The organism is Ancylobacter defluvii, from assembly GCF_018390605.1.
Taxonomy (GTDB): domain Bacteria; phylum Pseudomonadota; class Alphaproteobacteria; order Rhizobiales; family Xanthobacteraceae; genus Ancylobacter; species Ancylobacter defluvii.
Genome location: NZ_JAHBGD010000013.1, coordinates 97,137 through 119,423 on the forward strand (window position 1 = coordinate 97,137; position 22,287 = coordinate 119,423).

Sequence of the window (22,287 nt, forward strand, 5' to 3'; positions counted from 1 at the left end):
ATCGCCTCAGCCGCCGAATTCACCCGCGCGCATCTCACGCGCCAGTCCATCCAACACCGCATTGACCATTCCGGTTTCCTCGCGATCGAGAAAAGCCGCGGCGACGTTGACATATTCGGCGACGACCACGCGGGCGGGAATGTCCGGCCGCCCGTGCAGCTCATAGGCGCCGGCGCGCAGCACCGCCCGCAGCACGGTCTCGATGCGCTTCAACGGCCAGCCCTTCACCAGCGCGGCGTCGAGCATCGGGTCGATGGCCCGCTGCTCGCGCACCACCCCGCCGACCACGTCGCGGAACAAAGTGAGGTCGGCGCTGGCGATCTCGTCGCCCTCGATCTCCTGGCCGATCCAGTGGCTCTCGAACTGGGCCAGGATCTCGGGGAGCGGCGTTGCCGCCACGTCCATCTGGTACAGCGCCTGCACCGCATTGAGCCGTGCCGCGCTCTTGCGCAGCGGCTTGTGGTTCGCCGGCTTGCCGCCAGAGGACTTGGCGTCGGTGGTTTTGGCGTCGGTGGTTTTGGCGTCGGTGGATTTGGCGTCGGTCGAGTTGTTCATCTTGGCCTCACCACGAACGGCGCTTCAGGCGCAGCAGCGCCAGCGCCGCCTCGACGGCGCCGCCGCCCTTGTTGCCGTCGGTCACCCGCGCGCGCGCCCAGGCCTGCTCGTCATTCTCCACCGTGAGAATGCCGTTGCCGAGCGGCAGCTTGCGGCTCACCGTCAGATCCATCAGCGCGCGGGAGGATTCCCCGGCGACGATCTCGAAATGATAGGTCTCGCCGCGCACCACGCAGCCGAGCGCCACCGCGGCGTCGAACGGCTTGCCGGCCGCCTCGGCGTCGTCGAGGGCGACGAGGATGGCGGTCGGAACCTCCAGCGCGCCGGGCACGGTGACCACCTCGCAGCTGGCGCCGACGGCCTCGACGGCGGCGCGGGCGCCGGCCAGCAGTTCGTCATTGAGGTCGTCGTAGAAACGGCCTTCGACGATCAGGATGCGAGCGCCGTCTAGACGCTCGGCCGCCTCGACGGCGCGGCGGGGGGTCGCCATGTGAAGAAACCTCGCATTCGAAAACGAAGCGACGACGTACGCCGCCCAGCGGAACTCCGCAAGACACGTCAGCGCAACTCTGATCTCCGCGCCGGCGCAACGCTGCCCCCGCCGCCGGGGGGCGACGCCGAAATCCCGCCTCAGCGAAATTCCGCCAGCCGCGCGGCGTAGCGGGCCATCATGTCGACCTCGATGTTCACCCGGTCGCCCGGCTGCACAGCGCCCCAGGTGGTATTGGCCAGCGTGTGCGGGATGAGCAGGCAGGAGAAGCGCTCGCCCTCCACCGTGTTGACGGTAAGCGAGGTGCCATCCAGCGTCACCGAGCCCTTGATGGCGATGAACGGCGCCAGCGCGCGCGGCGCGGCGAAGGTGAAGCGGGTGGTCTCGCCGAGGTCCTCGCGGGCGATCACCTCGGCCTGGCCGTCGACATGGCCCTGCACGATATGGCCGCCGAGCTCGTCGCCGATCTTCAGCGCCCGCTCCAGATTGATCCGCGCCCCCTCGGCCCAGTCGGCGACGGTGGTGAGCGCCAGCGTCTCCGGCGCCGCCTCCACCGAGAAGCGCGCCGGCTGGGTCTCCACCACGGTGAGGCACACCCCGGCGCAGGCGATGGAGGCGCCGAGATCGACGGTGGCGGTGTCATAGGCCGTCGCGATGGTCAGCCGGCGCACGTCGTTGCGGCGCTCCACCGCGACCACTTCGCCGATATCGGTGACGATCCCCGTGAACATGCTAGCGTCGCCTCAGAATGCGCAGCCGGTCCGGCCCGTGCCGCTCGGTTTCAACGGTGGTGAGATAGTCATCGAAGGCCGAGAGCGGCACCCCCTCCAGCGCATCGACCGCAGTATGTCCCAGCACGGTCGGCGCCTCGAACAGGCTCGCCTCGTCGACGAGGCCGGCGGCGAGGAAGGCGGTGGACAGCCTCGGCCCGGCCTCCACCATCGCGCGAGTGATGCCCCGCACCGCCAGCAGCCGCAGCGCCGCCTCGAGATCGAGCGCCCCGGCGGCGGTCATGCCGACCCGCATCACCTCGACGCCGCGTGCCACCAGCGCCCGCTCGGCCTCCGCCGGCGCATCCTCCCCGGCGACCACCCACACCGGCGCGACGTCGATATTGCCGAGCAGCCGCGCCGTCTGCGGCAGCCGCAGAGAGCTGTCGAGCACCACCCGCACCGGCGAGCGCTCCGCCATGCCGGGCAGGCGGCAGGTGAGGTCGGGATCGTCGGCCAGCACGGTGCCGATGCCGGTGAGCACCGCGTCAAAGGTGGCGCGCATCATGTGCACCCGCGCCCGCGCCGCCTCGCCGGTGATGGCGGCCGGACGCCGCCCCTCCAGCCCGGCCTTGCCGTCGGCGGAAATGGCGAGCTTCAGCATCACATGCGGGCGGCCGCGCAGGATGCGGCTGATATGGCCGGCATGGGCCAGCCGGGCCTCCCCGGCGCCCGGCCCCACCGTCACCTCGATGCCGGCCGCGCGCAGGATGGAAAAGCCGCGCCCGGCCACCCGCTCGTCGGGATCGCCGATCGCCGCCACCACGCGGGCGATGCCGGCGGCGCGGATGGCGTCGACGCAGGGCGGCGTCCGCCCATGATGCGAGCAGGGCTCCAGCGTCACGTAGAGCGTGGCGCCGCGCGCCGCCTCGCCGGCCTGGGCGAGCGCGTGTGGTTCGGCATGCGGGCGCCCGCCGGGGGCGGTGGCGCCGTGGCCGAGGATGAGCGGATTTTCCGCGCCGTCGAACCGGGCGACGACGGCGCCCACCGCCGGATTCGGCCAGGTCTGGCCGAGATGCCGGCGGCCCATCGCCAGCGCCGAGCCCATCAGCGCCGCATCCATCGCTTCCATATCCTTCGCCCTGGCATCGAGGCGCGGTTCGCCCTTCGGCTCGGGCGTCACCGGCCCGGATAGCTCGGGAGACGTGGCTAGGTCACTCTTTGTCGGGGTCGGCATCGGCGGGCAAACCGATCGGCACGTCGCGGGTCTGCAATTCGCCGATCAGCGCGTGGAAATCCTTCGCCTCGCGGAAATTGCGGTACACCGAGGCGAAGCGGACATAGGCGACGTCGTCGAGCTGCTTCAGGCTCTCCATCACCAATTCGCCGATCATCTCGGAGGAGATCTCGCTCTCGCCCTGGCTCTCCAGCCGGCGTACCAGGCCGGAGACCAGCCGCTCCACCCGCTCCGGGTCGACCGGCCGCTTGCGCAGCGCCACCTCGATGGAGCGGGCGAGCTTGTCGCGGTCGAACGGCACCCGGCGGCCGGAGCGCTTCAGCACGGTCAATTCGCGCAGCTGCACCCGCTCGAAGGTGGTGAAGCGGCCGCCGCAATCCGGGCAGATGCGGCGGCGGCGAATGGCGGCGCTGTCCTCGGTGGGACGGGAGTCCTTCACCTGGGTGTCGAGGCTCCCGCAATAGGGACAGCGCATGGCGTTTCCTTTTTGAGGCGATTTCCCTTTCGGGCGGGCCTCAGTTGTAGATAGGGAAGCGGGCCAGCAGCCCCTTGACCTTCTCGCGCACCGCGGCCTCGACGAGGCTGTCCTCATCGGTGCCCTTCTGCGACAGCACGTCCAGCACCTCGGCGATCATGTCGCCGATCTGCTGGAACTCGGCGACGCCGAAGCCGCGCGTGGTGCCGGCCGGGGTGCCGAGGCGGACACCCGAGGTAACGAACGGCTTCTCGGGATCGAACGGGATGCCGTTCTTGTTGGTGGTGATGTGGGCACGGCCGAGCGCGATCTCCGACACCTTGCCGGTGAGCTTCTTCGGCCGCAGGTCGACCAGCATCAGATGCGTGTCGGTGCCGCCGGAGACGATCTCGAAGCCGTGGCCCTTCAGGTTCTCGGCCAGCGCCTTGGCGTTCTCCACCACGTTCTTCGCATAGACCTTGAAGTCGGGGCGCAACGCCTCGCCGAACGCTACCGCCTTGGCGGCAATCACATGCATCAGCGGCCCGCCCTGGATGCCGGGGAAGATCGCCGAGTTGATCTTCTTGGCGATGTCCTCGTCATTGGTGAGGATCATGCCGCCGCGCGGGCCGCGCAGGGTCTTGTGGGTGGTGGTGGTCACCACATGCGCGTGCGGGATCGGCGAGGGATGCACGCCGCCGGCCACCAGCCCGGCGAAATGCGCCATGTCGACCATGAGATAGGCGCCGACCGAATCCGCGATCTCGCGCATCTTCGCGAAGTCGATATGGCGGGGATAGGCCGAACCGCCGGCGACGATCAGCTTCGGCTTGTGCTGCTCGGCCAGCTTGGCAACCTCGGCATAGTCGATGCGCTGGTCGTCCTCGCGCACGCCATAGGGCACCGCCTTGAACCACTTGCCGGACATGTTGACCGGCGAGCCGTGGGTGAGATGCCCGCCGGCCGCGAGGTTGAGGCCGAGATAGGTGTCGCCCGGCTGCAAGAGCGCGAAGAACACGCCCTGATTCGCCTGGCTGCCGGAATTCGGCTGCACATTGGCGAAGCCGGCGCCGAACAGCTTCTTGGCCCGCTCGATGGCGAGGTTCTCCGCCACGTCGACGAACTGGCAGCCGCCATAATAGCGCCGGCCCGGATAGCCCTCGGCATATTTGTTGGTGAGCACCGAGCCCTGCGCTTCCAGCACCGCCCGCGAGACGATGTTCTCCGAGGCGATCAGCTCGATCTCGTCGCGCTGGCGACCGAGTTCGGCGGAGATCGCCGAGGCGAGTTCGGGATCGGTCTCGGCAAGGCTCGCGGAAAAGAAAGAGTTCGCCGGCTGGGCGGCGGAAACGGGCGACGACATCAGGGGGCCTCCGTGGCTCCGGGCGCGACAGGCTTGGCGGAGAGAAGCGTGGCCGCACGCGCCCGTGCGAACATGCCGGGTCGCTTACCACAGCGGCAGCGGCGATTCAAAGCATGCCGGCGCAGGGCTGGCATGAAGACGGCGGCTTCGCCGCGCCCGGCGGCGCCAGCCTCACGTCTGCAGCACCCGCACATCGGCGCCTTCCAGCGCCACGCAGCTCAGCCGCCCGGTCTTGTAGGCGCCGGTATCGACGTCGATGCGGTTCGGCCGGATATCGACCCGCTCCACCGGCGTATGCCCATGCACCACCCGCTTGCCGAAATCGGCGGTGGAGTTGAGGAAGGCGCGCCGGATCCAGATCAGGTCCTCGTCGGTCTGCCGCTCCAGCGCTACGCTTGGCCGCACCCCGGCATGGCAGAAGAAATAGCCGCCGAAACTGGCGCTGACCTCGAGCGCCGCCAGGAACGCGGCATGCCCGGCCGGAATCGCCGCCTGCGCCGCCCGGCGCAATTCGGCCTCGCGGTCGCGGCCGTCGAAATCTTCCGCCCGCACGCCATAGGAGGCGAGCGCCGCGGCGCCGCCATTGTCGAGCCACCGCTCGAGCGGGCCGCTGCCGTCCAGCGCGGCGCGCATCATCGCCTCGTGATTGCCGGTGAGGCAGATGGCGCCGCGCGCCGCCTTCAGCACGGCCAGCCGCTCGATCACCGCCCGGCTGTCCGGCCCGCGGTCGACATAGTCGCCGAGGAACACCAGCCGCACATCCGCATGGCCGGCCGCGTCACGCTCCACCGCCTCCAGCAGCCGTTCCAGCAGATCGAGGCGGCCATGGATGTCGCCAAAGGCATAGACCCGCATCCCGTCGGGAATACGGTAGGGGGATGTCCCGGTGACGGCACCGCCCACGCTGTCCTCCCGCGCCCGCTTCACGGCGCCCCGAGCAGTTCCACCAGCCGGGCGGCGGCGCGAAAATCGCGCCAGCGTGCCTGCCGGCGCAGCTCGGCCTCGCGGTCGACGCCCCAGAACTCTTCCTGCACTTCCTCGTCGATATGCGCGGCGCGCCAGCCCTCTTCGGCGGTCAGGCGCCCGTGCAGCACCGCGAGGGCGATCAGTGCCGAGCCGCTCAGCGTGGTCATCAGGCTCAGCGCGGCGAGGCGCAGCGGGTCGCCGGGCAGCTGCGCCGCCACCGCGTCGAGCGACGCCGGCGGCTGGGCGACGTGCATCACCCCCTCGGCGAGCAGGAACCGCGCGTCGAACCGCGCCTTCGCCCAGTCGAGCACCGGGTCCCACAGCTCCGCCTGCAAGGCCACCAGCTTCACCGGCCCGTCGGTGCGGTAGCAGACCAGGTCGCTGCCGGCATAGCGCACGATCTCCGCGCCCACCGCCTCCATCGCCGCGGCAACGCCGTCATGCGCCGAATTGACCAGGCGGGTCACCGGCATGGAGACGGGATCGATGGTCTCGCCCTGCCCCGCCCATTCGGCGGCGATCTCCTGCGCCAGCGCCGCGCCGGGCACGCTGAGCGGGCGGCGGCCGGGCGTGCGCACCGGGCGGCCATCCAGCTGCACCTGGAACCCGTCCGGGCCCGGCACCGCGCTCACTTCCTTGTAGAAGCGCTTGATCGGCGCGGCGGCGCTGCCGAGGCTCATCGCCGAGTCCCCAAATTCTCCGTCCCCAAATTCTCCGCCACCAAACCTTCCGAGCCCAAACCTTCCGCCCCCGCGCTTTCCTGCGCCAATTGCTGCCAGATCTCGTCGAGCCCCTGCGCCAGGTCGCCGGCGCCGTTCACCAGCAGGTGCGCGCCGCCCTCCTCCAGCATGTCCGGCGCATGGTAGCCCCAGGTGACGCCGATGGCGCCGACCCCGGCGGCACGCGCCATGATCATGTCGTAGCTGGTGTCGCCGATCAGCACGGTCTCGTGCCGGCCAGCCCCCACCGCCGCCATCGCCTGCTCCACCATCGCCGGGTGCGGCTTGGAGGGCGCGTCGTCGGCGGTCTGGATGGTGACGAACCGGCCTTCCATGCCGTGATGCTTGAGCACCGAGGCGACGCCGCGCTGCGACTTGCCGGTGGCCATGCCGACCAGCACGTCGTCGCGCCGGTGCAGCGCCTCGATGAGATCGCGCATGCCGGGGAACATCGGCTCGGTGAAGTTGCCCTCGTCGCGCAGTTCGTGGAACGCCGTGCGGTAGAGCCCGGCCAGTTCCTCGGCGGGAAAATCCGGCGCGTTGTCGCCGAGCTTGCGCATCGCCTCCACCAGCGACAGCCCGACAATGCCGAGGATCGCCTCGCGCGGCGGCCGCACGATGCCGGCGCGGTCGAAGGCGCGGGTCATGGCGGAGACGATGACATGCTGGCTGTCCACCAGCGTTCCGTCGCAGTCGAAGAGGGCGAGTTTCACGTTCTTCCCATCCGGCATCGCGCCGGCTCCGGCCAGTCGCGACCGCTCGCGACAGGCGTCGATGGCATGAAGGAAAGCCGATGGCCCCTGGCCTGCGGTATCGGCTCGCCGCGCGGCGCGCTGCGGCCGGTGGTGGGCGGTGACGGGCTCGAACCGCCGACCCTCTCGGTGTAAACGAGATGCTCTACCAACTGAGCTAACCGCCCTCGCCGACCCGCGGCCATGCCGCTGCGTGTCCGGGCGTTGCCGATGGCCGCCGCACTGGCGGCCGAGGGCAGCACCCCGCCAGCCATGGCCGGCGCATGGGCGAGATAATCGGAATCAGCGGCCGCGTAAACGGTCTTGCCGCATATTCCCGCCGGATCGGCCGTGAACGGCAGCGGGCCGACGGGGTTTTGAAACCGGAATGCGGCGAACGGTGCCTCGCATATCCGTCGGCAGCGGAGCGCAACGCCCCGGTGCGGGAGCCTCCGCCGGCCAGGCGGCCGGCCGGAGGAGAACCGGAAACCCGCAAACCGGCTTCCCGCCGGGCAGCCCGGCATGGCGCCGGCTGCGGCAGGGCGCGCCCACTTGCGTGGCTGGCGCGCCCCGGTCCGCGCGTCCGAGCGGCGATCAGCCGTTGACGGTTTCCTTCAGGCCCTTGCCGGGCGTGAACTTCGGCGCCTTGGAGGCCTCGATCTTCACCGGGTTGCCGGTGCGGGGATTGCGGCCCTCGCGCGCGGCGCGGGTGACGACGGAAAAGCTGCCGAAACCGATGAGCTTCACTTCCTCGCCGGCCTTCAGCGAAGCGGCAATGGCATCGAAGGTCGCGTCGACCGCAGCGGCGGCGGCCGCCTTCGTCAGCTTGGCCTGCTCGGCCACGGCGGCGACGAGTTCGTTCTTCGTGGTCATGAGACCGTTCCTTCCCTTGATTGCACAAGAATCGTCAGTGGAGTGCACGGACGACGGGCGCGTACCTTTCCCTAAATTGCGGCGATTGCAAGCACGATCGGCCTCAAAACCCGCATGAATAAACGGTTTTATGCAGTTTAAGGTATTCTGATACATCAAGCGTGAGGTGTTTTGCACGCCTCCAATTTGAGCGTGGCGGCGCGTCCATCCGCCGCGCCGACTCAACGCCCGGTCGCCGACGACCGCCGGCCCAAACGAAAACGGCCCCGGATGTCCGGGGCCGTTCGCGTCTCAGGCGGTGGAACGGTCAGTGGGCGGCGGCAGCGCCACCTTCCTCCCGCGCGATCACCGGCTCGACCGGCGCCGGCGCGTCGATCGGCTTCTCTTCCCACACGATCGGTTCGAGCGGGCGCACCAGCGCATGACGGAGCACTTCGTCCATCCGCGACACCGGCACGATCTCCAGCGCGTTCTTCACATTGTCCGGGATATCCGCCAGATCCTTGGCGTTCTCCTCGGGGATGAGCACCTTCTTGATGCCGGCGCGCAGCGCCGCCAGCAGCTTCTCCTTCAGCCCGCCGATCGGCAGCACCCGGCCGCGCAGCGTGATCTCGCCGGTCATGGCGATGTCGCGGCGGATCGGGATGCCGGTCAGCACCGAGGTCAGCACGGTCGCCATGGCGACGCCGGCCGACGGACCGTCCTTCGGGGTTGCCCCCTCGGGAACGTGGACATGGATGTCCCGGCGCTCGAACAGCGGCGGCTCGACGCCGAAATCGACGGCCCGCGAGCGGACATAGGAGGCCGCCGCCGAGATCGATTCCTTCATCACGTCGCGCAGATTGCCGGTCACCGTCATCTTGCCCTTGCCGGGCATCATGACGCCTTCGATGGTCAGGATCTCGCCGCCGACTTCCGTCCAGGCAAGACCCGTCACCACGCCGACCTGGTCCTCGAGCTCGGCCTCGCCATAGCGGAACTTCGGCGGGCCGAGATACTCCTCCAGCTGCGCCACGGTGATCTTCACGCTCTTCTTCTTGGTGAGCATGAGTTCCTTCACCACCTTGCGCGCGAGGTTGGAAATCTCGCGCTCAAGGTTGCGCACGCCGGCTTCCCGCGTATAGCGGCGAACCAAAGTGAGCAGCGCCTCGTCGTCGATCGACCATTCCTCAGACTTCAGGCCATGCTTGGCCAGCGACTGCGGAATGAGATGCTTCTTGGCGATCTCGGCCTTCTCGTCCTCGGTGTAGCCGGCGATGCGGATCACTTCCATACGGTCCAGCAGGGCCGGCGGAATGTTCAGCGTGTTCGCCGTCGTCACGAACATCACGTTCGAGAGGTCGTAATCCACCTCCAGATAGTGATCGTTGAAGGTCGAGTTCTGCGACGGGTCGAGCACCTCGAGCAGCGCGGCGGAGGGATCGCCGCGGAAATCGGCGCCCATCTTGTCGATCTCGTCCAGCAGGATCAGCGGGTTGGCCTTCTTGGCCTTGCGCATGGACTGGATGATCTTGCCGGGCATGGAGCCGATATAGGTGCGCCGGTGGCCGCGGATCTCGGCCTCGTCACGCACGCCGCCCAGCGACATGCGCACGAATTCGCGCCCCGTCGCCTTGGCGATCGACTTGCCGAGCGAGGTCTTGCCGACGCCGGGCGGGCCGACGAGGCACAGGATCGGGCCGGTCAGCTTGTTCTGGCGGCTCTGCACCGCGAGATACTCGACGATGCGCTCCTTCACCTTGTCGAGGCCGTAATGCTCGGCGTCGAGCAGGCCCTGCGCGAAAGGCAGGTCCTTCTTGACCTTGGAACGGTTGCCCCACGGGATCGACAGCAGCCAGTCGAGATAGTTGCGCACCACGGTGGCTTCCGCCGACATCGGCGACATCTGCCGGAGCTTCTTCAGCTCGTGCGTCGCCTTCTCGCGGGCTTCCTTCGACAGCTTGACGGTCTTGATGCGCTCTTCCAGTTCGGCGAGTTCGTCGCGGCCTTCCTCGCCGTCGCCGAGTTCCTTCTGGATCGCCTTCATCTGCTCGTTGAGATAGTACTCGCGCTGGGTCTTCTCCATCTGGCGCTTGACGCGCGTGCGGATGCGCTTCTCGACCTGGAGCACCGAGATTTCGGACTCCATCAGCGAGAGAACCTTCTCCAGCCGCGCCGGAACCTTGAGGATCTCCAGCACCGCCTGCTTCTCGGGGATCTTCACCGCGAGATGCGAGGCGACGGTATCGGCCAGCTTCGAGTGGTCCTCGATCTGGGTGACGACGCCGACGACTTCCGGCGAGACCTTCTTGTTGAGCTTCACATAGCTCTCGAACTCCGAGAGCACCGAGCGGCCCAGCGCCTCGGCCTCGATCTTGTTGCCGCCGTCCTCCTCCAGCGCCACGGCCTCGGCCTCATAGAGGTCGGAGCGGTCGGTGTAGTGGCTGACCTTGGCGCGCGAGATGCCTTCGACCAGCACCTTCACGGTGCCGTCGGGCAGCTTCAGCAGCTGCAGCACGGAGGCGAGCGTACCGATCTTGTAGATGGCCTCGGTGGCCGGATCGTCGTCGGAGGCGTTCTCCTGCGTGGCGAGCAGGATGAAGGTGTCGTTGCGCATCACTTCCTCGAGCGCGCGGATCGACTTCTCGCGACCGACGAAGAGGGGCACGATCATATGCGGAAAGACGACGATGTCGCGCAGCGGCAGAACGGGGAAGGTCTGCGGAACGCCGGGCGTGAGCGCGGTGCGAGGCTTCGGGCTCGTCATGGCTCTTTACCTTTCTGTTGACGGCCGGCCGCCGGAGCTTTGCGCAGGATGAAATCCACGCAGCTTGCCGTGGGACCGTGCCGCAATGCGGCCGGAACGCGAACGAACTTTTGCTTGCGATTGCGGGAGGTTACGCCGCGTCGGGCAGGTCGTTCCGATCGAGGACCGGTGGTTGAAGCTCAGATGGAGATGCCGTCCGGCTCCGTCAAGGGCGCCTTCACCCCGTGGGAGAACCGCCGCCGCGCCCCGCGCGGCAACGCTGGTTCGGCTCCTCTGGGAAGCCTCGGCCGGGCCTTGGCGCCCGGCCGTATCCGTCCTTAGCGCGCCGTCAGGCACTCGCGCCCGCGTCGCCGGCAGCGGCACGGTCCGCATAGATGTAGAGCGGACGCGCGTTCTGCTCGACGACCTCCTTGGAGATCACCACCTCCTCGACGCCTTCCAGCCCCGGCAGGTCGAACATGGTGTCGAGCAGGATGCCTTCCATGATCGAGCGCAGGCCGCGGGCGCCGGTCTTGCGCTCGATGGCCTTGCGGGCGATGGCGCCGAGCGCCTCCTCATGGATGGTGAGCTCGACATTCTCCATCTCGAACAGGCGCTGATACTGCTTCACCAGCGCGTTCTTCGGCTCGGAGAGGATCTTCTTCAGCGCCGCCTCGTCGAGATCCTCGAGCGTGGCGATCACCGGCAGGCGGCCGATGAATTCCGGGATCAGCCCGTATTTCAGCAGGTCCTCCGGCTCCACCTCGCGAAACACCTCGCCCGGGCGACGGTCTTCCGGGGCATGCACGACCGCGCCGAAGCCGATCGAGGTGCCCTTGCCGCGCGAGGAGATGATCTTGTCCAGCCCGGCGAAGGCGCCGCCGCAGATGAACAGGATGTTGGTGGTGTCGACCTGCAGGAACTCCTGCTGCGGATGCTTGCGCCCGCCCTGCGGCGGCACGGAGGCGACGGTGCCTTCCATGATCTTCAGCAGCGCCTGCTGCACGCCCTCGCCCGAGACGTCGCGGGTGATCGAGGGGTTGTCGGACTTGCGGCTGATCTTGTCGATCTCGTCGATATAGACGATGCCGCGCTGCGCCCGCTCGACATTGTAGTCGGCCGACTGCAGCAGCTTGAGGATGATGTTCTCGACATCCTCGCCGACATAGCCCGCCTCGGTGAGGGTGGTGGCGTCGGCCATGGTGAACGGCACGTCGAGGATGCGGGCCAGCGTCTGCGCGAGCAGCGTCTTGCCCGAGCCGGTCGGCCCGATCAACAGGATGTTGGACTTGGCGAGCTCGACGTCACCATGCTTGGTGGCGTGGTTGAGCCGCTTGTAGTGGTTGTGCACCGCCACGGAGAGCACGCGCTTGGCGTGGAACTGGCCGATCACGTAATCGTCCAGGACCTTGCAGATCTCCTTGGGGGTGGGAATCCCGTCGCGGGACTTCACCAGCGAGGACTTGTTCTCCTCGCGGATGATGTCCATGCACAGCTCGACGCATTCATCGCAGATGAACACGGTCGGTCCCGCAATCAGCTTGCGGACCTCGTGCTGGCTTTTGCCGCAGAACGAGCAGTAGAGGGTGTTCTTGCTGTCGCTGCCGCCAACCTTGCTCATGCGTCTCTCCGTCCGCTCGGCGGACCGGGGATGCCCGGCCTCGCCTCAGTCTCGCAGGCCGCCGCGGGCCTCCAAGAGGGAGAAACGCGACGGCATCAGGGCCGTCTGTCAGAAAGTGACCCGAGGGTCCGAACCGCCGGCAAGCCGACCACACCTAGCCAACATTCCTAGCCAAGCATGGGTCCGCCGGACCGATCAAGAAGGCAATCGTGCCGTCCCCGCTTTCACATGGACCGAACGCTGCCTGTCGTCACCTCGTCACACCGCCTGATCAACAATTACGCACGCTGCCGCATCATGCAAATCGTCGCGACGCATGTCACCCATGCAAGCGCGATGCCGCCTTGTGTGCAAGTGCCGGTTTCCCGGACAGCCCGCCCTTTGCTCATATAGGGAGCCGGCGTTGCCCGGAAAACACGTTGTCACACGATATTCAGGTTACGTGGCTTAGCTTTTGGCGGATGCGTCATCAGGACGCTTGTCGATCACTTTGTCGATAATGCCGAACGCCTTGGCCGCATCGGCGGTCATGAAGTTGTCGCGCTCCAGCGCTTCCTCGACCTTTTTGAGCTCCTGTCCGGTGTGGTGGACATAGATCTCGTTGAGCCGCCGCTTCAGGCTCTCGACCTCGCGGGCGTGGATCAGGATGTCGGTGACCTGGCCCTGATAGCCGCCGGAGGGCTGGTGCACCATGATTCGCGCGTTCGGCAGCGCAAAGCGCATGTCCTTCTCGCCGGCGGCGAGCAGCAGCGAGCCCATCGAGGCCGCCTGGCCGATGCACAGCGTGGAAACCGCCGGCTTGATGAACTGCATGGTGTCGTAGATCGCCAGGCCCGACGTCACCACCCCGCCCGGGGAGTTGATGTACATCGAGATTTCCTTCTTGGGGTTCTCGGCTTCGAGGAACAGCAGCTGGGCGACCATCAGCGTCGACATGCCGTCCTCGACCGGCCCGGTCAGGAAGATGATGCGCTCCTTGAGCAGGCGCGAATAGATGTCGTAGGAGCGCTCGCCCCGGTTGGTCTGCTCGACCACCATCGGGACCAGATAGTTCATGTAAGTATCGATCGGATCACGCATATTTTATCCTCGACGGATCGGCGCCACAGGGCACCGCGAATCTTGTCCCACCCCACAATAGTGGGAAACGGCGTACCGACCAGCCCGCCCGGCCATTAAGCCGCGGGCATCCCCGCATAAGCGGAAGCCGCCGGCCGGGGGGCCGACGGCTTCGCAAGATCTCGACGATCTATCGAAAGCGTCAGGCCTTTTCGGCCGGCTTCTCGTCAGCGTCCTCGGCGTAGAGCTCCTCGCGGGTGACGGGAATTTCCTTCACCTGGGCGAGCTCCAGCAGGAAGTCGACGACCTTCTCCTCGAAGATCGGCGCGCGCAGCGTGGCAAGCGCCTGGGCGTTCTTGCGGTAGAACTCCCACACCTGCTGCTCCTGGCCGGGGAACTGGCGGGCACGTTCGACGACGGCGCGGGTCACTTCGTCGTCGCTGACCTGAATGTTGTTCTTCTCACCGATTTCCGCAAGCACCAGGCCCAGACGCACGCGGCGCTTGGCAATCTTCTCGTAGTCGGCGCGGGCGTCTTCCTCGGTGGTGCCCTCGTCGGAGAAGCTCTTCTTCTGGGCTTCCATCTCCTGGGTCACCGAACCCCAGATGCCCTCGAATTCCTGCTCGGCAAGGGTCGGGGGCACGTCGAACTGGTGCAGGCCGTCGAGCGCGTCGAGCAGGCGGCGCTTCACCTTGGCGCGGCTGGCCGCGGTGTGCTCCTGCACGATGCGGCTCTTCACCTGCTCCTTCAGCGCCTCGAGGCTGTCCATGCCGAGGATCTTGGCGAATTCGTCGTCGACCGTCAGCTCGCCGGGAGCCTCGATCTTCTTGGCGGTGGTCTCGAACTCGGCATCCTTGCCGGCGAGCTGCGCGGCCTGGTAGTCGGCCGGGAAGGTCACCTTCACGATGCGGGTCTCGTCGGCCTTGATGCCGGTGAGTTGATCCTCGAAGCCGGGGATGAAGCTGCCGGAGCCGATCACCAGCGGCACGTCCTCGGCGCTGCCGCCGTCGAACTTCTCGCCGTCGATCGAGCCGACGAAGGAGATGGTGACGCGGTCGCCCTTCTCGGCGGCGCCTTCCTTGTCGGTGAACGGACGGTTGGCCTCGGCGATGCGGGCCACCGCCTCGTCGACTTCTGTGTCGGCCACGGCGAGCACCGGCTTCTCGATGGCGATCGACTTGAAGTCGCCGAGCTCGATCTTGGGCAGCACCTCGATGCCGACGGTGTAGGAAAGGTCCGCCTTGCCGTCGATGACTTCCTGCACCGCCGCCTCGTCCTGCGGCAGCTCGACCTTCGGCTGCATGGCGAGCTTGAAGCCGCCATCCTCGACGATCTTGGAGTTGGCCTCGTTCACCGCCTGGTCGATGACCTCGGCGAGCACCGACTTGCCGTACATGCGCTTCAGGTGCGCGACCGGCACCTTGCCGGGGCGGAAGCCGTTGAGGCGGACCTTGTCCTTCATCTCGGCGAGACGGGCGTTCGCCTTGGCGTCCAGTTCGGTGGCCGGCAGCACCACGCGATATTCGCGCTTGAGACCTTCGGCGAGGAGTTCGGTGACCTGCATTGTCGTTCGGCCTTCGTCGTGAGCGCCGCGTCGTGGCGCATCTGATAGCGTCGGTTGCGAGGATGGCGCCGCGCGGAGCGGCCCCTGCCCTCGACGATGGGGTTGGCTCGGCGACAACGGACGGGGTCAAACCCTGGTGCGGGCGGAGGGGCTCGAACCCCCACGACTTTCGTCACTGGAACCTAAATCCAGCGCGTCTACCAGTTCCGCCACGCCCGCTTTGCACGCCGCCGCTTCGGTCATCGGCAGATGCCATCGACCAAGGCACACGGACGCGCGCACCCGAATAGGTGCCGCCAGCCGGGTGCGGGCTTATAGCACGGACCTGCCGCCGCGCCAGCCCAAAATGCGCGTGAGCTTTGGGTTCAGGCCGGCCCGCCGAGGCGCGCGAACAGCTGGCGATAGACCGGCCGCAGCGCCGCGACGAGATCGTCGGCGACCAGGCCCGGCCCCGCCGCGCGGCCGGCCTCGCCATGCAGCCACACCGCGGCGCTCGCGGCCTCGAAAGCCGGCATGCCCTGCGCCAGCAGCCCGCCGACGATTCCCGCCAGCACGTCGCCGGCGCCGGCGGTGGCGATATAGGGCGGGGCGTTGGCGGCGATGGCGGCGCGGCCGTCCGGGCTCGCCACCACGGTATCGGGGCCCTTCAGCAGCAGCACGGCGCCGGTGAGCGCCGCCCCGGCCCGCGCCCGCTCCAGCTTCGAGGGCGCCTCCAGCACCGAAGGCTCGTTGGCGAACAGCCGCGCGAACTCGCCGTCATGCGGCGTCAGCACCGCGGCGGGGGAGCGGGAGAGTGCCGCCGCCAGCTCCCGCGCATCGCCGGCAAAGGAGGTGATGAGGCCGGCATCGACCACCAGCCGCCGGTCGGCCGCCACCGCCAGCTTCTGCCGCGTCTCCGGCCCCACCCCGGCGCCGGGGCCAAGCACCACCGTGCCGAGCCGGCGGTCGGCGAGCAGTTGCGCCAGCCCGTCGGCATCCTCGACGGCGCGCACCATCACCGCCGAGAGCTTCGCGGCATGGATCGCCAGCGCCGCCTCCGGGCAGGCGACCGTCACCAGCCCGGCGCCGGCGCGCAGCGCCGCCGCCGCCGCCAGCCGCGTCGCCCCGGCGGCGGAAGCGGGACCGGAGACCGCGACGAGATGGCCGCGGCTATATTTGTGCCCGTCCATGCGCGGCAGCGGGAACTGCCCCGCCCACAGCTCCGGGAGGTTGGCGAAGGCAAGCGGACGGATCGCCTCCAGCACGCCGGCGCCGATGCCGATATCGGCGACCTCGAGCCGGCCGGCCAGCATCCGCCCCGGCATCAGCAAATGTCCGGGCTTCGGGCGGAAGAAGGTGACGCTCGCGCTCGCCCGTATCGCCACCCCGCGCACCGCGCCGGTCGCGCCGTCGATGCCTGACGGCAGGTCCACCGCCACCACCGGCACGCCGGCGGCGTTCACCCGCTCGACCAGGGCGAGCGCCTCCCCGTCGAGGTCGCGGGCGAGACCGGCGCCGAACAGCGCGTCGATGATCAGATCGGCCTGCCCGACATCGGTTTCGGCCGCTTCATACACCTCACCGGTCCACAGATCGGCCATGGCGGCGGCATCGCCGCGCAGGCCCGAGCGCGCGCCGAGCAGCGCCAGCGTGACCCGGTAGCCCTGCCCCGCCAACCGCCGCGCCGCCACGAAGCCGTCGCCGCCATTATTGCCCGGCCCGCACAGCACCAGCACCCGCCCGCCGGGAAGGCACAGCCGTGCCGCCGCCTGCGCCACCATGGCCCCGGCCCGCTCCATCAGCCGTGCCCCCGGCGTGCCGGCGGCGATGGTCAGGGCGTCCGCCCGCCCCATTTCGACGGGCGTCAGCAGCTCGATCCCGGCCATGTCGCCGCCTGCCCTTCGTGAGGCTGTGGACATCTCGCCCTCCTGCTTCGGCCGCGGGAAGCGGCAAAGCGACACACTTTGCCTAATTAAAGCGCAGCGCCCGAGCGGAATCCGGGTCGATTCCCGCTCGTTTCGTAATCATACTGACCAATAAATAATCATTCCCGCCCTACCGGTCGCTACGCTCGTCATACGCCACCTCGCAACAAGCTGATATCATGCGGCTTTCAGCGCTGCTATCGTGCTTGGCATGGGTTCTGCTTTGACGCGGGTGGCTCGGCGGCGGTGACGGCCGGGCCAGGGAGACGAGATCAGATGAAGAAGATTGAGGCCATCATCAAACCCTTCAAGCTCGACGAGGTGAAGGAAGCGCTGCAGGAAGTCGGCCTGCAGGGCATCACCGTGACCGAAGCCAAGGGTTTTGGCCGGCAGAAAGGCCACACGGAACTCTACCGTGGCGCCGAGTACGTGGTAGACTTCCTGCCTAAGGTGAAGATCGAGGTCGTCGTAGGCGACGAGATGGTGGAGACGGCGATCGATGCCATCCGGCGCGCGGCCCAGACCGGCCGCATCGGCGATGGCAAGATTTTCGTCTCCAATATCGAAGAGGCGATCCGCATCCGCACCGGGGAGTCCGGCGTCGACGCCATCTGATGGGGTTGTGCCGGGCTCTTGAATCACGCCCGGCAATCCCCGCTGCCTGACAAGGCAGGGCACATCAGAGGCAAGATACTATGACGACGGCCAAGGACGTCCTGAAGCTCATCAAGGACAACGACGTCAAATACGTCGACCTGCGCTTCACCGATCCGCGCGGCAAGTGGCAGCACGTCACCTTCGACATCACGATGGTCGACGAGGATTTCTTCGCCGAGGGGCAGGCGTTTGACGGTTCGTCCATCGCCGGCTGGAAGGCGATCAACGAATCCGACATGCATCTGCAGCCGGACCTCGATTCGGTCTGCGTCGACCCCTTCTTCGCCGAGACGACGCTGGTCGTCGTCTGCGACGTGCTGGAGCCGACCACCGGCGAGCCTTATGGGCGCGACCCGCGCGGCATCGCCAAGAAGGCTGAGGCCTATATGAAGAGCACCGGTGTCGGCGACACCGTCTATATCGGCCCTGAGGCCGAGTTCTTCATTTTCGACGACGTCCGCTTCAAGGCCGACCCCTACAATACCGGCTTCAAGCTCGATTCCAGCGAGCTGCCGACCAATGGCGACACCGACTATGAGGGTGGCAATCTCGGCCACCGCGTGCGCACCAAGGGCGGCTACTTCCCGGTTCCGCCGGTCGACAGCGCCCAGGACATGCGCGGCGAGATGCTGGCGGCGATGGCCCGCATGGGCGCCAAGGTCGAGAAGCACCACCACGAGGTGGCTTCCGCCCAGCACGAGCTGGGACTGAAGTTCAACACCCTCGTCACGATGGCCGACCACCTGCAGATCTACAAGTACTGCATCCACCAGGTCGCCAACGTCTACGGCAAGACCGCCACCTTCATGCCGAAGCCGGTCTATGGCGACAACGGCTCGGGCATGCATGTGCACCAGTCGATCTGGAAGGACGGCAAGCCGCAGTTCGCCGGCAACAAATATGCCGACCTCAGCCAGGAATGCCTGTGGTACATCGGCGGCATCATCAAGCATGCCAAGGCGCTGAACGCCTTCACCAACCCGCTGACCAACTCCTATAAGCGGCTGGTTCCGGGCTATGAGGCGCCGGTGCTGCTCGCCTATTCGGCGCGCAACCGCTCGGCCTCCTGCCGCATCCCCTACACCACGTCGCCGAAGGCCAAGCGCGTCGAGACCCGCTTCCCCGACCCCGGTGCGAACCCGTACCTCGCCTTCGCCGCGCTCTTGATGGCCGGCCTCGACGGCATCCAGAACAAGACCGATCCCGGCCCGGCGATGGACAAGGATCTCTATGACCTGCCGCCGCGCGAGCTGAAGAAGATCCCGACCGTGTGCGGCTCGCTGCGCGAGGCACTGTCCTCGCTCGACAAGGACCGCGAGTTCCTGAAGAAGGGCGGCGTGTTCGATGACGACTTCATCAACGCCTATATCGAGTTGAAGATGACCGAGGTGATGCGCTTCGAAATGACGCCGCACCCGGTCGAGTTCGAAATGTACTATTCGGTCTGATCCGATCGCGGGCTGCAAAGCCCCGAACGGCTGCCGCGAAACGGAAAAGGGCGCCACCGGCGCCCTTTTTCATGCGGGTCTGTTCGGCCGCATCTCGGCCGGCGCGGATGCATCACGACTCCGGACGGCTCGCCACGGCAGCGCCCAGCCCGCCGCCTGGCCGCTCCGCGCCACGGTCCCCGGCCGCGTGCAGCATCACCCGGTCGCGCCCTCCCTGCTTGGCGGCATAGAGCGCCATGTCCGCCTGCTCCTGCAGCGCCGCCAGCGCCTCGCCCGGCACGAGGGTCGGCAAATGGCCGGTCGCGATGCCGATGCTGGCCGATAGCCGCGTCTCGCGCATCGGCAGCTCCTCGCCGGAGTGACGGAAGGCGATACGGATGCGCTCGGCGATCTCGCGCGCCACCGCGGTCTCCGCTCCGGGCAGCACCACCCCGAACTCCTCGCCGCCCAGCCGTCCGACGATGTCGGTGCCGCGCAGATTGTCGCGCAGCACCCGGGCGAACAGGCGCAGCACGTCGTCGCCGGCGGCGTGGCCGTAGACGTCGTTGATGGTCTTGAAGCGGTCAAGATCGAGAGCCAGCACCGCGACCGGACCGCCGGCGGCGACGGCATCGCGGGTGCGGGTCAGAAATCCGCGCCGGTTCAGCAGGCCGGTCAGGTCGTCGATCAGCGCCGCCTCTTCGAACTGGCGCTCCCGTCGCTCGCGCACGAGGCCGATGACACAGAAGGCCATCAGCAGCTGAAACGCCACGAGCTCGAAGGCATAGACGATGAGCCCCGGGTCCCGCAGGATGTTGCCCTCGACATCGATGGTGGTGAGCCCGAACAGCAGCAGAGACGGCCGCGCCAGCAGCGCGCACAGATGCAGCGACAGCAGCCCGATCGCCAGCCAGCGCGCCACCAGCCCGTCGGCGCGGCGTCGATAAAGCTCGCGAATGCTGAGCAGCACCAGCAGGCTGGTAAAGGCCAGCATCGCCCACATGCGCGGCACCGCATCGTCACGGAGCGCGGGCAGCTGGCAGATGGCGAGCCACACGCCGATCAACACCGCCGGCAACAGAATCACCGGGCGGCGGCGATCGAAGGCGCGAAAGCCGTTCCAGCCCAGGCCCCAGGCCAGCAGCAGCGCGGCATTGGAGAGTTCGACGGAAATGAAGGCCGGCACCACGCCGCGCGCCGCGAGGCCGGCGAGGCTCATGGTCGTCACCACGAAGGCGATGCCCCAATAGCCGAGCGCGCTCTCTCCTGGCCACATGACCCAGGACACCAGCAGCACGCCGGCGATCAGCAGCGTCGAGAAGGTTGTGAAGGACCAGATCGTCAACGGGTCGTAGAACATGCGTCCTGCACCGAACGGGGCGGTTCCCCTGCCCTCCGAGATAGCGGAACGGCGCCGCCCTGCCTAGCAACCTTCCGAGGCTGGTCCCGCCTGGCGGCAAGGCGGCAAACAAAAAGGGCAGGCCGCGAGGCCTGCCCTTCGATGCGATGGCGAATGAAAGCGCCGATCAGCGCTTCGAGAACTGGAAGCTGCGGCGGGCCTTGGCACGGCCGTACTTCTTGCGCTCGACGACGCGCGAATCGCGGGTCAGGAAGCCGCCCTTCTTCAGCGGGCCGCGCAGCTCGGGCTCATAATAGGTGAGCGCGCGGGAGATGCCGTGACGCAGCGCGCCGGCCTGGCCGGAGAGGCCACCGCCGGAGACGGTGCAGACCACATCATACTGGCCGGTGCGGGCAGCCGCGGTGAAGGGCTGCTGGATGATCAGCCGCAGCACCGGACGCGCGAAATAAACTTCGAGCGCGCGGTCGTTGACGGTGATCTTGCCAGTGCCCGGACGGATCCAGACGCGGGCGACCGCGTCCTTGCGCTTGCCGGTAGCATAGGCGCGGCCGAACTTGTCGAGCTTCTGGACGTGCTTGGGCGCCTCGGGAGCCTGCGGCTTCAGGGCGTCGAGGGCGTCGAGGGACTGGAGAACCTCGGCCATGATCAGTTCCTCACATTCTTGCGGTTCAGCGCAGCGACGTCGAGCGCCACCGGCTGCTGGGCCTCATGCGGGTGAGCCGGGCCCTTATAGACGCGCAGATTGCCCATCAGCTTGCGGCCGAGAGGACCGCGGGCGAGCATGCGCTCTACCGCCTTCTCCACCACGCGCTCCGGGAAACGGCCGTCGAGCAGGAACTTCGCGGTCCGCTCCTTGATGCCGCCGGGGAAGCCGGTGTGGTGGTAATAGACCTTGTCGTTGCGCTTGTTGCCGGTCAGCGCCACCTTCTCGGCGTTGATGACGACGACATTGTCGCCGCAATCGACGTGCGGGGTGTAGATCGCCTTGTGCTTGCCCTTCAGGCGCGTGGCGATGATGGTCGCGAGACGGCCGACCACGAGGTCGGTCGCGTCGATCACCACCCACTTCTTCTCAATGTCGGCGGGTTTTGCCGAAAACGTCTTCATGGGATTGATCCATATACGTAAGGGTGCGGCCATGCGGCTGCACTTCACTTGGCGCGGCTTCTAACCGAGCGGCGCGTGCGCGTCAATCGCACAATGCGCAAATTAATGCAGCAAAATCAATTGCTTATAAAATAGGTATAAAAATACCTTGAAATAAGCCCCTCAAATCCCTCGCGGCGGGATGGAATAGGTGGTCACCGCGTGGGCGCACAGCTCGTCCTCCCCCTCCCCGCGCAGCGCGATCTCGCACACGGCCAGCCGCCGGCCGAGCTTCAGCAGGCTCGCCTGGGCGAGCATCGGCCCCGGCGCCGGCCGCCGCAGGAAATTGATGGAGAAATTGGTCGTCACCGCCAGCGGCACCGGACCGATGGCCGCGAGGATCGCCGCATAGGCGGCGATGTCGGCAAGGCCCATCATCGTCGGGCCGGAGACGGTGGCGCCGGGCCGCAGATGCTCGTCGCCGGCGATGAACCGCACCGTCACTCCTTCCGGGTCGGCGCCGGCCACCTCGTGCGGCCGGCCGGGACCGAAGGCCTGCGGGAACTCGGCGACGAGGTAGGACTGGAGCTGCCCGGCATCCATTGCCGCATCCGGCCGGCGGCTGGTCCCGGTGCCGGCCTCGCGCTGCGTCACATCCATTGCGTCCTCCCTTGCCTCGTTTGCGGCAGTATCGCCGCCGCCGGCGCTCCCGTCAGCCCGCGGTTCGGAGCATAGATTTCATGGGCGCCATCACCATATGCGATCGAAACCCATCGGGAACCGCCG

General features: G+C 67.7%; 21 protein-coding genes and 2 tRNA genes. 2 read left to right on the forward strand and 21 right to left on the reverse strand.

Features of this window, described 5'->3' with window-relative positions:
- Positions 1–6 precede the first annotated feature (6 nt).
- The 17 genes from nusB to KHC24_RS10210 all read right to left on the reverse strand — a co-directional run bounded on the left by nusB (position 7) and on the right by KHC24_RS10210 (position 16,923).
- Positions 7–555 (reverse strand): transcription antitermination factor NusB, encoded by a 549-nt coding sequence (nusB, locus tag KHC24_RS10130; RefSeq protein ID WP_213363144.1) that lies wholly within the window; start codon positions 553–555, stop codon positions 7–9.
- 7 nt (positions 556–562) lie between these two features.
- The gene (gene ribH / locus KHC24_RS10135; RefSeq protein ID WP_213363145.1) at positions 563–1,045 is read right to left on the reverse strand and encodes a 6,7-dimethyl-8-ribityllumazine synthase; all 483 of its coding nucleotides are present in this window, start codon (positions 1,043–1,045) and stop codon (positions 563–565) included.
- A 140-nt stretch (positions 1,046–1,185) separates the two neighbouring features.
- Positions 1,186–1,776, reverse strand: coding sequence for a riboflavin synthase (locus KHC24_RS10140; RefSeq protein ID WP_213363146.1), 591 nt, complete (start codon positions 1,774–1,776; stop codon positions 1,186–1,188).
- A 1-nt stretch (position 1,777) separates the two neighbouring features.
- Positions 1,778–2,863, reverse strand: coding sequence for a bifunctional diaminohydroxyphosphoribosylaminopyrimidine deaminase/5-amino-6-(5-phosphoribosylamino)uracil reductase RibD (gene ribD, locus KHC24_RS10145; RefSeq protein WP_213363290.1), 1,086 nt, complete (start codon positions 2,861–2,863; stop codon positions 1,778–1,780).
- 106 nt (positions 2,864–2,969) lie between these two features.
- Entirely contained in the window at positions 2,970–3,467 is a 498-nt protein-coding gene (nrdR, locus tag KHC24_RS10150) for a transcriptional regulator NrdR (RefSeq protein ID WP_213363147.1), read from the reverse strand.
- A gap of 40 nt (positions 3,468–3,507) precedes the next feature.
- Positions 3,508–4,809: a serine hydroxymethyltransferase gene (glyA, locus tag KHC24_RS10155; protein ID WP_213363148.1), complete on the reverse strand. Its 1,302-nt coding sequence runs from the start codon at positions 4,807–4,809 to the stop codon at positions 3,508–3,510.
- 171 nt (positions 4,810–4,980) lie between these two features.
- Positions 4,981–5,712, reverse strand: a complete 732-nt coding sequence (locus KHC24_RS10160) for a metallophosphoesterase family protein (RefSeq protein WP_271180507.1) — start codon at positions 5,710–5,712, stop codon at positions 4,981–4,983.
- A 20-nt stretch (positions 5,713–5,732) separates the two neighbouring features.
- A complete protein-coding gene (locus KHC24_RS10165; protein ID WP_213363149.1) occupies positions 5,733–6,455 on the reverse strand; it encodes an ATP12 family chaperone protein in 723 nt (240 codons plus the stop codon).
- Positions 6,452–7,207: an HAD-IA family hydrolase gene (locus KHC24_RS10170; protein WP_213363150.1), complete on the reverse strand. Its 756-nt coding sequence runs from the start codon at positions 7,205–7,207 to the stop codon at positions 6,452–6,454. The genes KHC24_RS10165 and KHC24_RS10170 overlap by 4 nt, the downstream gene beginning before the upstream one ends.
- Positions 7,208–7,337: 130 nt before the next feature.
- A tRNA-Val gene (locus KHC24_RS10175) sits at positions 7,338–7,413 on the reverse strand.
- A 406-nt stretch (positions 7,414–7,819) separates the two neighbouring features.
- Positions 7,820–8,098 carry an HU family DNA-binding protein gene (locus KHC24_RS10180; protein ID WP_018386927.1) on the reverse strand — a complete coding sequence of 93 codons (279 nt, stop codon included), beginning with the start codon at positions 8,096–8,098 and terminating at the stop codon, positions 7,820–7,822.
- A 307-nt stretch (positions 8,099–8,405) separates the two neighbouring features.
- Positions 8,406–10,844, reverse strand: coding sequence for an endopeptidase La (gene lon / locus KHC24_RS10185; RefSeq protein ID WP_213363151.1), 2,439 nt, complete (start codon positions 10,842–10,844; stop codon positions 8,406–8,408).
- Between the two features lie 328 nt (positions 10,845–11,172).
- Positions 11,173–12,444, reverse strand: a complete 1,272-nt coding sequence (gene clpX / locus KHC24_RS10190; protein WP_213363152.1) for an ATP-dependent Clp protease ATP-binding subunit ClpX — start codon at positions 12,442–12,444, stop codon at positions 11,173–11,175.
- A 447-nt stretch (positions 12,445–12,891) separates the two neighbouring features.
- Positions 12,892–13,524 carry an ATP-dependent Clp protease proteolytic subunit gene (locus KHC24_RS10195; RefSeq protein ID WP_213363153.1) on the reverse strand — a complete coding sequence of 211 codons (633 nt, stop codon included), beginning with the start codon at positions 13,522–13,524 and terminating at the stop codon, positions 12,892–12,894.
- A gap of 181 nt (positions 13,525–13,705) precedes the next feature.
- The gene (gene tig, locus KHC24_RS10200; RefSeq protein ID WP_213363154.1) at positions 13,706–15,067 is read right to left on the reverse strand and encodes a trigger factor; all 1,362 of its coding nucleotides are present in this window, start codon (positions 15,065–15,067) and stop codon (positions 13,706–13,708) included.
- A gap of 134 nt (positions 15,068–15,201) precedes the next feature.
- Positions 15,202–15,286: transfer RNA gene (locus KHC24_RS10205), tRNA-Leu, on the reverse strand.
- A gap of 146 nt (positions 15,287–15,432) precedes the next feature.
- Positions 15,433–16,923 carry an NAD(P)H-hydrate dehydratase gene (locus KHC24_RS10210; RefSeq protein WP_213363293.1) on the reverse strand — a complete coding sequence of 497 codons (1,491 nt, stop codon included), beginning with the start codon at positions 16,921–16,923 and terminating at the stop codon, positions 15,433–15,435.
- 324 nt (positions 16,924–17,247) lie between these two features.
- Between KHC24_RS10210 and KHC24_RS10215 the strand changes: the two genes are divergently transcribed.
- Positions 17,248–17,586: a P-II family nitrogen regulator gene (locus KHC24_RS10215; RefSeq protein WP_213355983.1), complete on the forward strand. Its 339-nt coding sequence runs from the start codon at positions 17,248–17,250 to the stop codon at positions 17,584–17,586.
- An 80-nt stretch (positions 17,587–17,666) separates the two neighbouring features.
- Complete coding sequence (gene glnA / locus KHC24_RS10220; RefSeq protein WP_213363155.1) at positions 17,667–19,076, forward strand: type I glutamate--ammonia ligase; 1,410 nt, start codon at positions 17,667–17,669, stop codon at positions 19,074–19,076.
- A 112-nt stretch (positions 19,077–19,188) separates the two neighbouring features.
- On the opposite strand, the gene KHC24_RS10225 is transcribed toward glnA, so the two are convergent.
- From KHC24_RS10225 to KHC24_RS10240, 4 genes are all read right to left on the reverse strand, one after another.
- Positions 19,189–20,415 (reverse strand): GGDEF domain-containing protein, encoded by a 1,227-nt coding sequence (locus KHC24_RS10225; protein ID WP_213363156.1) that lies wholly within the window; start codon positions 20,413–20,415, stop codon positions 19,189–19,191.
- Between the two features lie 166 nt (positions 20,416–20,581).
- A complete protein-coding gene (gene rpsI, locus KHC24_RS10230) occupies positions 20,582–21,058 on the reverse strand; it encodes a 30S ribosomal protein S9 (RefSeq protein ID WP_213363157.1) in 477 nt (158 codons plus the stop codon).
- Positions 21,059–21,060: 2 nt separating this feature from the next.
- The gene (gene rplM / locus KHC24_RS10235) at positions 21,061–21,522 is read right to left on the reverse strand and encodes a 50S ribosomal protein L13 (RefSeq protein ID WP_213363158.1); all 462 of its coding nucleotides are present in this window, start codon (positions 21,520–21,522) and stop codon (positions 21,061–21,063) included.
- Between the two features lie 162 nt (positions 21,523–21,684).
- Complete coding sequence (locus tag KHC24_RS10240) at positions 21,685–22,161, reverse strand: PaaI family thioesterase (protein WP_246546569.1); 477 nt, start codon at positions 22,159–22,161, stop codon at positions 21,685–21,687.
- Positions 22,162–22,287: the final 126 nt, after the last annotated feature.